The sequence below is a fragment of the Eubacterium aggregans genome, assembly GCF_900107815.1.
GTDB classification, from domain to species: Bacteria; Bacillota; Clostridia; order Eubacteriales; family Eubacteriaceae; genus Eubacterium_O; species Eubacterium_O aggregans.
Window position 1 is genome coordinate 15,383 of the sequence record NZ_FNRK01000030.1, and the last position, 12,975, is coordinate 28,357.

Annotated in this window: 11 protein-coding genes and 1 pseudogene; 7 read left to right on the forward strand and 5 right to left on the reverse strand. The window is 49.4% G+C overall.

Translation table 11 applies throughout. The features are described 5' to 3' along the window. Window positions 1–61: 61 nt before the first annotated feature. Both BLW33_RS12510 and BLW33_RS12515 read right to left on the reverse strand, forming a co-directional pair. On the reverse strand, window positions 62–1,789 hold the full coding sequence (locus BLW33_RS12510; protein ID WP_090309429.1) for an ABC transporter ATP-binding protein: 1,728 nt from the start codon (window positions 1,787–1,789) through the stop codon (window positions 62–64). A gap of 78 nt (window positions 1,790–1,867) precedes the next feature. Then, window positions 1,868–3,601 carry an ABC transporter ATP-binding protein gene (locus BLW33_RS12515; protein WP_090309432.1) on the reverse strand — a complete coding sequence of 578 codons (1,734 nt, stop codon included), beginning with the start codon at window positions 3,599–3,601 and terminating at the stop codon, window positions 1,868–1,870. 167 nt (window positions 3,602–3,768) lie between these two features. On the opposite strand from BLW33_RS12515, the gene modA reads away from it, so the two are divergent. From modA to BLW33_RS12550, 7 genes and pseudogenes are all read left to right on the forward strand, one after another. Then, on the forward strand, window positions 3,769–4,536 hold the full coding sequence (modA, locus tag BLW33_RS12520; protein ID WP_090309434.1) for a molybdate ABC transporter substrate-binding protein: 768 nt from the start codon (window positions 3,769–3,771) through the stop codon (window positions 4,534–4,536). Then, the gene (locus BLW33_RS12525) at window positions 4,533–5,342 is read left to right on the forward strand and encodes an ABC transporter permease (RefSeq protein ID WP_090309437.1); all 810 of its coding nucleotides are present in this window, start codon (window positions 4,533–4,535) and stop codon (window positions 5,340–5,342) included. Before modA ends, BLW33_RS12525 begins: the two co-directional genes overlap by 4 nt. After that, entirely contained in the window at window positions 5,329–6,063 is a 735-nt protein-coding gene (locus tag BLW33_RS12530) for an ATP-binding cassette domain-containing protein (RefSeq protein WP_090309438.1), read from the forward strand. The genes BLW33_RS12525 and BLW33_RS12530 overlap by 14 nt, the downstream gene beginning before the upstream one ends. A 1-nt stretch (window position 6,064) precedes the next feature. Further along, window positions 6,065–6,826, forward strand: coding sequence for a Rossmann-like domain-containing protein (locus BLW33_RS12535; protein WP_090309441.1), 762 nt, complete (start codon window positions 6,065–6,067; stop codon window positions 6,824–6,826). Window positions 6,827–7,095: 269 nt separating this feature from the next. Beyond that, complete coding sequence (locus tag BLW33_RS12540) at window positions 7,096–7,578, forward strand: flavodoxin (RefSeq protein WP_090309443.1); 483 nt, start codon at window positions 7,096–7,098, stop codon at window positions 7,576–7,578. Window positions 7,579–7,668: 90 nt separating this feature from the next. Next, window positions 7,669–8,073, forward strand: a pseudogene (locus BLW33_RS12545) (cupin domain-containing protein); the annotation flags it as partial. Between the two features lie 133 nt (window positions 8,074–8,206). Continuing rightward, a complete protein-coding gene (locus tag BLW33_RS12550) occupies window positions 8,207–8,497 on the forward strand; it encodes a type II toxin-antitoxin system RelB/DinJ family antitoxin (RefSeq protein WP_090309446.1) in 291 nt (96 codons plus the stop codon). Window positions 8,498–8,572: 75 nt separating this feature from the next. Here BLW33_RS12550 and BLW33_RS12555 read toward each other — a convergent pair whose 3' ends face one another. The 3 genes from BLW33_RS12555 to BLW33_RS12565 all read right to left on the reverse strand — a co-directional run bounded on the left by BLW33_RS12555 (window position 8,573) and on the right by BLW33_RS12565 (window position 12,746). After that, complete coding sequence (locus tag BLW33_RS12555; protein ID WP_242911678.1) at window positions 8,573–10,399, reverse strand: ABC transporter ATP-binding protein; 1,827 nt, start codon at window positions 10,397–10,399, stop codon at window positions 8,573–8,575. Window positions 10,400–10,475: 76 nt separating this feature from the next. After that, window positions 10,476–12,215, reverse strand: a complete 1,740-nt coding sequence (locus BLW33_RS12560) for an ABC transporter ATP-binding protein (RefSeq protein ID WP_090309451.1) — start codon at window positions 12,213–12,215, stop codon at window positions 10,476–10,478. 90 nt (window positions 12,216–12,305) lie between these two features. Beyond that, the gene (locus BLW33_RS12565) at window positions 12,306–12,746 is read right to left on the reverse strand and encodes a MarR family winged helix-turn-helix transcriptional regulator (RefSeq protein WP_090309454.1); all 441 of its coding nucleotides are present in this window, start codon (window positions 12,744–12,746) and stop codon (window positions 12,306–12,308) included. Window positions 12,747–12,975 lie beyond the last annotated feature (229 nt).

The following is a 12,975-nucleotide window of genomic DNA, read 5'->3' on the forward strand; positions in this document are numbered from 1 at the left end:
ATCAAGTTCTATTCGATTGTTTTATTGCTGGAATTATCATATCATTTTTTTTGAAAAAAAGTCAAGAAGGATTTTCATCGGTATTTCCATTTTTCATGACAAGGGTATAATACAAGCCCTTTTTTGCCATTAATTCTCCGTGGTTTCCCATTTCAACTATTTCCCCCCCATCCATCACATAAATCATATCTGAATCCATAATCGTGTCCAGACGCTTGGCAATAATAATGAGGGTCTGTTTTGCCATGTTTTGGCGTAAGTTATCCCAGATTCGAGCTTCTGTAAGGGTATCGGCGCTGGCTGTGGCGTCATCCAGAACCAAAAGGGGTGGATGGGTGGCCAGGGCCCGGGCAATGGTCAGGAGCTGACGCTGTCCCAGGGAAAGGGGTAATCCCGTACTGTCTAAAGGGGTGTCGTATCCCTGGGGAAGGCGTGTAATAAAATCATGGGCACAGGCTAATTTGGCCGCATTTTCAACCTCGGTCTGGGTGGCTGTGGGGTTACTATATCGAATATTATCTCGAACCGTTCCAGAGAAAAGATGGGTATCCTGGAGAACGGTCCCCATGGAGCGTCGCAGCGGTGCAAGCTGGAGGGCGGCTAGGTTTTGACCGTCACAGCTAATGTTGCCTCGAACAACGGGATAAAATCGGTTGAGGAGTTTAATCAGGGTGCTTTTTCCTGAACCACTGGTGCCGACGATGGCCACTTTCTGGCCGCCTTCTATGGTTAAATGGATATGGGAAAGAACGGACTGTCCCGGAATATAGCTAAAGGAAACGTCCTTAAACGCCAAATGACCTTGGACGGGCTGTTTAAGGGGGGCACCCCCTGTCCCTTGAAGGGGAACATCCATCAAATTAAAAATCCGTTTGGCCCCAGCTAGGGCGGTCACCATGGCATTCATTTGTTCACCCAAAGCATCCACTGGACTGAGGAATTTATGGGTCAAAGAAATAAAGGCTACCAAAGCCCCCAGGGATAAGGGGCTGATCCCGGTCAGTATAAGGCATCCGCCCACCAGGGCCACCAGAGCATACTGAATATTCACCCCGTTGTCAATGAGGGGTTCCACGAAATTGCCAGTGGTATTGGCAAGGGTGCTTTGCCTGAAAAGTGCGTCGTTTTTCTTGGCAAAAGCCCTTTCCACCGCCTCTTCCTGACAAAAAACCTTAATAATCATTTCACCATGAAGCATTTCTTCAATAGCACTATCAATATCGGCCAGGGAATCCTGCTGCTTGATAAAATAGCGGCTGCCGACACCTTCAATCCTTCGGTTCAGCCAGAAAATGAGAAATAGTGTCAAAAGGACAAGAAGGGTTAATGGCACGCTGATAAAGATCATGGATAAAAAAACGAAAACAATGGTCACGATCATGGTAATCCCATCAATCACGCTTTGGGAGAGCATTTCCCGGAGGGCATCGGTATCGGTAGTGTAGTGACTCATGACATCTCCCCGGGGATGGCGGTCAAAGTAAGCCATGGGCAAATGCTCCATATGGGTGAAAAGTTCATCTCGGATGGTTTGCATGATACCCTGGGTAATTTTGACCATAAAACGTCCGCTGTAGAGGGTTGCGAAAACGCCGAGGAAATAAATGCCGCCAATGACGGCTGTGGCGGTGAGCAATGGTCCAAAATTGGGTGTGCTCTGGGATAAAAGGGGAGTGATGTAATGGTCGATGACATCCCCGATATAGAGGGCACTTAACACATTGGTAATAGCACTGATGGTAACTAAAAGGATAACGGCTAAAGGATAACGGCTATAAATCGGACCCAATATTCCCTTCGAATATAACCGAAAAGTCGTCGGAGGGTGGGGCCGTCCATTTTTCGGAGGGTTTTAAAGGAGAAGGATTTATGAGGTTTCATGGCAATTCCTTTGCTGTTGGGCAACCATCTGGCTGTAAACGGCATTATGGGTCAAGAGCTCATTATGGGTTCCCAGGGCATCCATCTTCCCGTTTTTAAGGACAAGGATACGGTCGGTATCCTGAATGGAGCGAATGCGTTGGGAGATGATGAATTTGGTGGTATTGGGCAGATAACTGCGAAAAGCCTGTTGGATGGCCGCATCGGTATTATCGTCCAGGGCAGTTGTGGCATCATCCAGAATCAAAATCTTGGGTTTGCCCAGGAAAGCCCGGGTAATACAGAGTCGCTGACGCTGCCCCTCGGATAAATTGGTGCCCCCTTGTGTGAGAACGGTATGGTACCCCAGGGGGAGTGCCTCAATGAACGTGTCGGCACAGGCTAGGTCACACACTTTTGAAATCTCGTCATCGCTGGCCTGGGAATTTCCCCAGAGCAAGTTTTCTTTGATGGTGCCAGAAAAGAGGACGTTTTTTTGAAGAACAATGGCAATGGATTCCCGGAGGGCTTTTAAATCCACCTGCCGCACATCGGTGCCCCCCACCAGAAGGGTACCCTGGGTGACATCGTACAGGCGGGGAATCAGGTGGACCAGGGTTGATTTGCCACTGCCAGTTTCGCCGATGATGCCAATGGCTTCACCAGGATTGACGGAGAAGTCAATGTCCGATAGGCTGATGCGTTCAGGATCCTGGGTATAGCTAAAGCTGACGTGTTCAAAGCGGATGGAGCCATCAGCAGTAAAGGGGGCTGGATGGTCAGCTACGGCCAGCTGGCTGTCATCGGAAAGGACCTCCGCGATGCGATTGGCCGAAGTACCAGCGATAGTGAGGATAGCCAGGGCGGAAGAAATATTGGTCAGGCTGGTGATCATCTGGGCTGTGTACATAATCAGGCTGGCCAAATCACCCGTGCTTAGGCTGCCAGCCACAATAAAATGAGCACCCAGCCAGGCAATGGCCATGGTACAGAAATACATGAGGGATTGGATTAGGGGGGTATTGTAGGACATGATATGCTTCGCTTGGCTAAAATAATGGGTTATTTCTCGAGAATTTTTTTTAAAACGGTGAATTTCAGCATCCTCCTGGGCGAAGGATTTAACCACGTCAATGGCATTGAGGTTTTCCTGAACCAGATGGTTGAGCTGATCGTATTTCTGGTAGACCGTTGTAAAAAGGGGCGAAGACCGTCGGATGATGAGGAAGATACCGAGGATGATAAATGGGGATAGCCCTAAAAAGAGGGCACCCAGTTGAAAATTGAGATTCAGGCAGAGTATCAGGCAAACTAAAAAGACCATGGGGGAGCGAACCAGCACCCGAATAAGGAGCATATAGGTGTTTTGAACATTGGTGACATCAGTGGTCATTCGGGTGATGAGGCTGGCATTGGTAAAACGGTTGATCGTATAAAAGGAAAAACCTTGGATGTGATGGCATAAATCCTGGCGCAAGTTATGGGCAAAACCCGTAGCCGCCCGGGCGGCAATGTGCCCTGAGAAAATACCAAGGAGCAAAGCGATGAGGGCAGAGAGTATCATGGCCAGACCGTAGGTTATAATGGCAGTGATATCACCGTGATTCAGCCCGGTATCAATGAGGATTGCCATCAAGAAGGGGACCAATGCCTCAAGGACAGCCTCTAGGGTGACCAAGAGGGGAGATAGAATCGAATCCCGTTTGAATTCCCGAATAGAGCCAGAAAGCTGCTTAACCATGGTGACCTCCTGTTATGTAATGTGCTTATGATACGCTGGAATACTTAAATTGAATAAACATGATAAACAAATATCAGCGGTTGCAAAAAAAATATTATGATGTTACAATAAAAATATCGAGTTATTTTTAAAAATAACTTGAAAATAGAAAGCGGGAGGCTTGTATTATGAAAAAAAAATTTTTGGTGGTGATGTTGGCGGTTTGCTTGGCCTTGGGCATGTCCGGGTGTGGCAGTGGGGAAAGGGCTAAAAAAAATGATTTAGCAGGTCAATCCTTATTGATTTACTGCGGGGCAGGAATGAAAGAGCCCTTCCAAAAGATTGCGGATGCCTTCAAGGAAGAAACCGGCTGTGAGATGAACGTCACCTTTGCCAATGCTGCTCAGATTCAATCCCAAATCGGCGAATCAAAGGAAGGGGATTTCTTTATTGCAGGATCGGCAGAGGAGCTTCAGCCGGTGAGCCAATATATATCCACCAGCATTGACCTCGTCAAACATATTCCGGTATTGGCCGTTGCAACGGGGAACCCCAAGGGGATCACGGGTCTTGAAGATTTAGGAAAGCCCAACATTACGACGGTTATTGGGGACCCTGAATCTACACCCATTGGAAAAATTGCAAAAAAAGCCTTCGCTGATTTTAATATAGCAAAGGCGGTTAATATTGTAGCCACGACGACAACGGCTCCTCAATTGGCAACTGTCATCGCGGCGGGGGAAGCGGATGCCGCCATTGTGTGGAAGGAAAATTGCAAGGTAGATGGCGTGGCGATTTGTGATACTCCGGATATGTTGTCTTATACTAAAGTAGTTTCCTCGGGTCGCCTGAATTTTAAGGAGGATTCGCCGGCGGCAGATGCCTTTAGCGAATTTCTCGTCAGTGATACAGCACACGGGATATGGAACGCCTTTGGATACGACGTTGTGCAATGAGGCGCTTGAAGACCTGGAGATTCCGAGGAATCTGTTTAGTGGCAACCCTCCTATCCATTGTTTTTATCGGGGGAAATGTCCTTGTCATTGCCCTTCGGGGGGCCTCTAGCTTAGGGGACTGCCTCCTTGATGCCGAGACTTTATTTGCCATTGGACTAAGCATTCGGACGGCGTCCATATCCAGCCTGATTTGTTTTGTGTTGGCCATTCCAACAGGCTATGCCCTCACGCGGATACACATTCCCCTTCGACCGGTGGTAGAGGTTATTTTAGAGCTGACGCTGTCCCTTCCATATATTGTTTTAGGGCTGAGCCTCCTTATTATTTTTGCATCACCAATGGGGAAGGCGTTGAAGGAGGCGGGATTCCCGGTGGTGTTTAATCAAAATGGCATTGTTATGGCCCAGCTGGCCGTTAATTTACCCTTTGCCATCAAGCTGGTGGTGACGGCCTTTAGTGGTGTGGACCCTAGGCTGGAGCGGGTTGGAGGGCTTTTGGGGGCAACGCCGGGGCAATGCTTTGTCACGGTGCTTTTGCCCCTGTGTAAAAATGCGCTGATTTCTGCTTTTATTTTGGTTTGGTCCCGGGCCTTGGGGGAATTCGGGGCAACGCTGATGTTAGTCGGCATTACACGCATGAAGACAGAAACATTACCGGCTAGTATTTATCTCAATGTCAGCACCAATGATCTGGGTGCAGCCCTGGCCAGTGCCTTCATCCTTTTGGTAATCTCAGGCATTTCCCTAACGATTGCGAATGCGCTTACCGGATCAAAGGGATGGGGCGGACGATATGGAGAAATCTAAGGAGCCGCTGGTTGATGTCCGGGGATTGAATCTCTCTCGAGGGGATTTTTGCCTGGAGGATATCCACTTCACGGTCCATGCCGGAGAGATTTTGGCCATCATTGGGAAAACTGGGGCAGGAAAAACCATGATCCTTGAGACCATTGCCGGTTTTTCCACGCCATCTTCCGGGGACGTCCGATACAAAGGGGTTGATATCCAAAAAATTCCACTTCACGCCCGAAATATTGGGTATTTGTATCAGGATTATAGCCTGTTTCCACACCTTACCGCAGAGGCGAATATCGGCTACAGCCTTAAAATGAGGGGGCTGTCAAAAAAGGAGATAAGGGAACAGGTTGAAGAAATTGCCAGTCGCTTCGGTATCACCCACGTGCTTGGGCAGTACCCGGGAACCCTCAGTGGCGGGGAAGGACAGCGGGTGGCCCTGGCCCGGGCCCTGATTACCAGGCCACCCCTGCTCCTCTTGGATGAGCCCTTTTCAGCACTGGACCCTGTGACGAAACAAGGTTTCTACAGGATGCTCCGGGAAATACAGCAGGATTTTGGCTGTGCGGTGGTGTTTGTAACCCATGATTTTATCGAGGCAGAGGTATTGGCAAACCGTATCGGTGTGCTGCTGGGGGGCCGCCTCTGCGGCATTGTTCCAAGTCAGGGGCTTTATACAGAAAATTGGTCTCCAGAGGTGCAGGCTTTTCTGGGGATGGGAATGGAGGCGTAAAATGACAAAGAAAGAATTGTATCAAAGGCTAAAGACTGCCTTTCAGGAGGTTCTGACAGAGGCAGGAATCGGGGATGAGGCGGTGACGGTGGCGTGCCGGGCCCTGACACCAGAGGAGGCCATCGGGACGACCAGGCGCCAGGATTTCCCCATTATCACGGGAAAGGATGTCATGATTGAAGCACAATTTAGGGGGGGCTATGGACAGGCCTTTACTGAGGCACCCACTCATTTTACGGGATCACTTTCTGAAATCTTGGCCTTCGATATCCTGGAGAACGCCAACAACCGCGGGATTTTTATTGCCACCGTTAATGCTGTCATGGGTGCTCTTGGTCATTGCATGGGTACGGTCCATTGTCGCACGGAGGGGCCGGAATATTGCGCAAAAGAGATGCAGGCTTATCTTAGGGAACATTATCCTGAGGCCAAGCGAATTGGCCTTGTCGGCTATCAGCCGGCGCTACTGGAGATGCTGGTGAGCAGTGGCTACCGAGTTAGGGTGTTAGACTTAAATCCAGAGACCATTGGGCAGATCCGTTATGGGGTGTTGGTGGAGGATGGTGAAGGGATGAAAACCGAGATTATTGAAGACAGTGACTTGATCTTAGCCACGGGAAGCACGCTGTGCAACGGGACCATTGTCGATTATATGGACCAACCAGTACCGGTTCTGTTCTTTGGCATTACCATTGCAGGGAGTGCCCAGTGGCTGGGAGTTAAGCGGGTATGCTTTGCAGAGCGTCTTTCCATGGGATGCTAACAAAGACACAAATGATTTAGACGTATCTGGCACAGACCATAGCCGATGATGGTCTGGATATCTTCACTGTTTTGCCCGCCGGTATTCCCTGACCGAGCCTATGGGTATTATAAAAAGGATTAAAATGTTCGATTGCCTCTGCTGGCAGTATCGATTCTTAGAGTCCAGCACATATGTTTTCAAAAAACTCCTTGACTTGGAGTTCACTCCAAGGGGTAGTATTGGAATATAGATAATGGAGTAGAAAATTATATTTGGAGGATTAACCCATGAAACACAATATATTAGTCACCTATTTTTCAGCCAGCGGAGTCACAGCAAAGGCGGCCCGTCAGATTGCCGAGACAGCCCAGGCAGATCTCTTTGAAATACTGCCGGAGACCCCCTATACGCCAGCAGATTTGGATTGGCAGAATAAGAATTCCAGGAGCTCCCAGGAGATGACCAATAAAGGATTCCGCCCGCCCATTGCAAAGCACTTGGCCAATCTGGAAAACTACGATACGATATTCTTGGGCTTTCCCATTTGGTGGTATGTGGCACCGACTATTATCAATACCTTTTTAGAAAGTTATGATTTTACAGGAAAGACGGTCATTCCCTTTGCCACCTCCGGGGGCAGCGGCTTTGGAAAAACCATGGAGGGCCTGAAGGCATCCTGTTCGGACAAAACCCTTTGGCGGCCAGGGAAGCTTTTAAACGGAGCGTCAGAAAAAGCCATAACGCATTGGTTGGATGAACTAAGCTTATAGGATGAGGAGAATAATTCCATGAAAATCGTACAAACCGCAGGAAGAGAAGCTAAGGGCAGAAAAGATGCACGCAGTGCCTACCAGGATACTGTCTTTTTCCCCATCGGTGAACCCAACGATGCCTTTGCCGAATTTTTTGTGGGGCAAAGCTACTTAGCGCCCATTTCCACCACCCAGGTCCCCATTTACAACGTCACCTTCGAGCCGGCCTGCCGGAACAATTGGCACATTCACAAGGCCACAGCCGGTGGCGGTCAGATGTTAATCGGCGTTGGCGGCAGGGGCTATTACCAGGAGGAGGGAAAGGAAGCCATTGAAATGCTCCCCGGAACCATCATCAATATTCCGGTGGGTGTGAAGCACTGGCATGGGGCCGCACCGGATAGCTGGTTCTCCCACCTGGCCATTGAAGTGCCTGGGGAAAACACGGATAATGAATGGCTGGAAGCTGTATCTGATGCGTACTATGGGGGATTACAAAAAAATCCTTTATAACATTCGATACTTCTTCTCTTTGTTTAACGGCCAAACTTCTAAGTTTTAATACAAATGCATTTCATCTTCATTGACTTAGCAATGATAATACACTATAATTTATTAAAAAGCATGGTTAATGGAGGTGAAAAAGATGGCAAGCACAATACAAGTGAGAGTTGATGATGACTTGAAGGCGAAGTCCGATCGCTTGTTTAAGGATTTAGGAACGGATACCACCAGTGCAATTAGAATGTTTTTGACACAGGCGGTTCTCAACAATGGATTTCCCTTTGCACTTAAAAGAAGGGGGATTGACTCCAATCCTTATGCACCGTTATCGGAAGCAGAATTCCTTGAAAAACTAGAGCTATCCAGAGGGCACGCAGAACAAGGAAAATATCGGGATGCGGACGCTATTGTTGCTGATATGAAGGAAAAATAGGATAAGAACTAAGAAAGAGTCAATCCAAGGGAATATATCCCGGATTGGCTCTTTTTTAGTTGTATCTGGCTTTCTTTATTCCAATTCCAGCCCCCCAGTATACAGCTGATAATACTCTCCATGCTCGTCCATTAAGGCGTCATGGTTTCCGCGCTCGATGATGCGGCCTTGTTCCATCACCATGATGGCATCGGCATTTTTAATGGTGGAGAGGCGGTGGGCGATGACGAACACCGTCCGGCCAATCATCAGGCTGTCCATGCCGGCCTGGACCAGGGATTCGGTCCGGGTGTCGATGCTGGAGGTGGCTTCGTCCAGAATCATCACCGGTGGATCGGCCACAGCGGCCCGGGCGATGGAGATGAGCTGGCACTGCCCCTGGGAGAGGCTGCCCCCTTCGCTGTCCAACAGGGTTTCATAGCCCTGGGGCAGGCGACGGATAAAATCATCGGCATTGGCCAGCCGGGCAGCGGCCATGACCTCATCATCACTGGCGCTCAAGTTTCCATAACGAATATTTTCCATAACCGTACCGGTAAAGAGGTTGGTGTCCTGGAGGACGATGCCCAGGGAGCGCCTGAGATCCGGCTTTTTAATCTTATTGATATTAATCCCGTCGTAGCGGATTTTCCCATCGGCGATATCATAGAACCGGTTGATGAGGTTAGTGATGGTGGTTTTACCAGCACCGGTGGCCCCCACCAGGGCTAACTTCTGCCCTGGCTCAGCGTAGAGGGTAATGTCCTGAAGGATGGGCTTATTGACGACATATTCAAAATCCACATGGTAGAATCGAACCTCACCCTTTAGCTCGTGGTAGGTCACACTGCCATCGGCTTTATGGGGATGCTTCCAGGCCCACAGACCGGTACGGCGGTCAGCTTCCACCAGCTCCCCATCCCGGCGGCTCACATTGACTAAGGTGACGTATCCCTCGTCCTCTTCCGGGGCTTCATCCATCAGGGTGAAGATCCGTTTCGCTCCGGCCAGGGCCATAATGATGGCATTGAGCTGTTGGGAAATCTGGCTCACGGGCATGGAGAAGTTTTTGGTTAAGGTGAGGAAGGCCACCAGGCCCCCCAGAGTCAGGGGCGTGATGCCATTTAGCATGAGTACGGCGCCGACAATGGCCACCAGGACATACTGCAGATTGCCGCAGTTGGCCATAATGGGCATCAGGATATTGGCGTAGGTATTGGCTGCTGATGCATTTTCAAAGAGGTCCTCGTTACGGGCATCAAAGCCTTCTTTGGAGGCTTCTTCGTGACAGAAAACCTTTACTACCTTTTGGCCGTGCATCATTTCCTCAATATAGCCATTGACCACACCGATGGAATCCTGCTGCCGAATAAAATAGCGGCTGCTGGCACCGGCGATTTTCCCCGAGAGCTTAATCATCAAATAGATGGTCACAAGGACTAAAATGGTCAGGGGCCAGCTGGTGAAAAGCATGGCGAAAAACACCGACACAATGGTAATGAGGGAGCTAAAGGTTTGGGGGATACTCTGGCTCATCATTTGGCGCAGGGTATCCGTATCATTGGTGTAATGGCTCATGATATCGCCATGGGAGTGGGTATCAAAGTAGCCAATGGGGAGGCGCTGCATCCCCTTGAACATTTCGTTTCGGATATCCTTTAAAATATTCTGGGCAATGGTGACCATGACCCGGTTATAAAACAAGGTGGACAGCACCCCAATGAGATAGATGCCGGCCATAACGCCAATAGCCCGGAGAAGGGGAGCGAAGTTCGGTACCGCCTGGGTGAGCATGGGGGTGATATAATCATCGATGACGTTCCCGATGAAGAGGGAGCCGGCCACGCTGGCCAGGGCACTTAAAATAATGAGGACAAGGACGACGGAAAAGCGCCATTTATAACGTCCCTGTAAATAGCCCATGAGTCGGCGGATGGTTGCACCGTCCACCTTATCAGCGGGTGCTGAGGCGGGGCGCTTGTTAATGTCATTATCTGTTTTATGCAGTTTCAAGGGTATCACTTCCTTTCGTTTGGGATTCGTAGACCTCACGGTAAATGGGTGAGGCGCTGAGGAGCTCGTCATGGGTGCCCATGGCGCTGATGGAGCCACCATCCATGACGATGATCCGGTCAGCATCCTCGATGGAGGAGACCCGTTGGGCGATGATGAATTTAGTGGTGCCAGGAATCACCCGCTTAAAGGCATCCCGGATTTTGGCATCCGTTGCGGTATCCACCGCCGAGGTGGAGTCGTCCAAAATCAAAATTTTGGGATTTTTCAGAAGAGCCCGGGCAATACACAGCCGCTGCTTCTGGCCGCCGGACACATTGGAGCCCCCCTGCTCGATGTAGGTATTGTAGCCATCGGGCATCCGATTGATAAATTCATCGGCACAGGCCAAAGCACAGGCCTCGGCAATTTGGGCATCGGTGGCATCCGGATTTCCCCAGCGCAGGTTTTCGGCAATGGTGCCGGAGAAGAGGACGTTCTTCTGGAGGACCATGGCCACTGCGTTGCGCAGAGATTCAATATCATAATCCTTCACATTGATGCCCCCGACCTTTACGGTACCCAGGGTGGCATCATAGAGTCTGGGAATGAGCTGGACCAGGGAGGATTTAGCACTCCCGGTGCCGCCGATGATGCCGATGGTTTCACCGCTTCTAATATCCAAATCGATGTTTTTAAGACTCAGCTTATGGGGGTCTGCCGCATAGCTGAAGCTGACATCCTCAAAGCGGACCGAGCCGTTTAAAACCGTGGTGATGGGGTCGGTGCCACTAGTAAGGTCGCTTTCCTCCTTTAAAACCTCAGTGATCCGTTCGGCGGAGGCCTCTGCCATGGTAATCATGACGAAGACCATGGACAGCATCATCAGACTCATGAGAATCTGCATGACATAAGTAATCATGCTGGTTAAGTCTCCGGTGGTCATGGAACCACCCACAATAAACTTGGCACCGAACCAGGCGATGGCCAGCATACAGGTGTACATAACACATTGCATCAGGGGCATATTGAAGGCGAGAATCTTTTCGGCTAAGGAGAAGTCCTTGAATATCTTCTGGGAGATTCCCTCGAATTTCTGGATTTCATGATCTTCCCGGACAAAGGATTTGACCACCCGAATGCCCCGGAGGTTTTCCTGAACCACGTTGTTAAGCTTATCGTAGGTCTTAAACACCCGCTCAAAAACCGGATGGGCAAAGCGGATGATGAGGTATAAGCCAATGGCCATGACCGGAATGGCACAGAGAAAGACCAGGGAGAGCTTAGCGTTTAGGGTAAAGCTCATGGCCAGGGCACAGACTAACATGACTGGGGAGCGCACCGCCACACGGATAATCATCATGTAGGCGTTTTGCACGTTGGTAATATCGGTGGTCATTCGGGTAACCAGGCTGGCCGTAGAGAATTTATCGATATTGGAAAAGGAAAAATCCTGGACGCGATAGTATAAATCATGGCGCATATTTTTGGCAAAACCCGCCGAGCCACTGGCGGCGTATTTACCGGATAAGGCCCCAAAGGCCAGGGAAATCATGGCAGCCACAATCATGGCAATACCGTAGGTTAAGGTGGCACTCATGCTACCAGCGTTTAGGCCGGCATCGATGAGCCGGGCCATGAGGAGAGGAATAATAACCTCGAGGATAACCTCAAGGGTGACGTAGAGGGGGGCAAGCAGGGAATCTTTTTTATATTCCCGAATACACCCCGCGAGTGTTTTGATCATAATGGGCCTCCGTAATAAAATGTAAGTGTCCTAACAATATACGTAGAAGAAAGTATCAAGCGAAAGAAAAAACCGCACGGGGCGGCAGGGTCACTCTAAATTGTGTTTTATCCGCTCAACGGTGCGGTAAAAACAGTCTAGCTCTTCCGGCGGAATACCACGGGTTGCCAAAGCCTCCAACTGAAGGATAGTCGCATGGATTCGCTCGTGGTGTTGACGTGAACGATCCGTGAGGACGATTTTTTTTAGCCGTGCATCATACTCAACAGGGATGCGCGTAATCCAGCCGTTCTTTTCCATGAGCTGCAAAATACCAGTAGCTGTGGAACGGCGGATCGAACATTCCTGTTCAATATCCCGTTGGAAGATATCCTCATTCTGGTGGGCGTAAAGGTAACCAATGATGTATCCCTGGGTGCTGGTTGGCAGAACACCATCCTCAGGAAAGGTGGCGATGGCAGCATTCATACGCCGCTTGAAAAGGTGGCTTAAAGATTTGACTTCAAACCCGACGGTAGGGTGGGAAAACATGTGGACCTCCGATAAAAGTTGTTAGGTTGCTAACATTATACAATAGAGCATAGTTATTGTCAACGCCCACTGTTTTTATTAAGCTTTCCTTGACCGCGGGAGGGATAAGCCGTTTTAAAATCGTAAGAACCCAGCTTGAGTTTCCGTAAAATGTAATTTTTAAAAAATATAACTTCTCCAAAAGTACCAATCTGTCTTTTTTTTGAAAAATAAAAGGACAATACTTCGA

Excerpts from the sequence above, each read along its gene's own strand:
- BLW33_RS12515 (WP_090309432.1), bottom strand. The coding sequence starts at position 3,601 with ATGGTTAAGCAGCTTTCTGGCTCTATTCGGGAATTCAAACGGGATTCG.
- modA (WP_090309434.1), top strand. The coding sequence starts at position 3,769 with ATGAAAAAAAAATTTTTGGTGGTGATGTTGGCGGTTTGCTTGGCCTTG.
- BLW33_RS12525 (WP_090309437.1), top strand. The coding sequence starts at position 4,533 with ATGAGGCGCTTGAAGACCTGGAGATTCCGAGGAATCTGTTTAGTGGCA.
- BLW33_RS12530 (WP_090309438.1), top strand. The coding sequence starts at position 5,329 with ATGGAGAAATCTAAGGAGCCGCTGGTTGATGTCCGGGGATTGAATCTC.
- BLW33_RS12535 (WP_090309441.1), top strand. The coding sequence starts at position 6,065 with ATGACAAAGAAAGAATTGTATCAAAGGCTAAAGACTGCCTTTCAGGAG.
- BLW33_RS12540 (WP_090309443.1), top strand. The coding sequence starts at position 7,096 with ATGAAACACAATATATTAGTCACCTATTTTTCAGCCAGCGGAGTCACA.
- BLW33_RS12550 (WP_090309446.1), top strand. The coding sequence starts at position 8,207 with ATGGCAAGCACAATACAAGTGAGAGTTGATGATGACTTGAAGGCGAAG.
- BLW33_RS12555 (WP_242911678.1), bottom strand. The coding sequence starts at position 10,399 with ATGGGCTATTTACAGGGACGTTATAAATGGCGCTTTTCCGTCGTCCTT.
- BLW33_RS12560 (WP_090309451.1), bottom strand. The coding sequence starts at position 12,215 with ATGATCAAAACACTCGCGGGGTGTATTCGGGAATATAAAAAAGATTCC.
- BLW33_RS12565 (WP_090309454.1), bottom strand. The coding sequence starts at position 12,746 with ATGTTTTCCCACCCTACCGTCGGGTTTGAAGTCAAATCTTTAAGCCAC.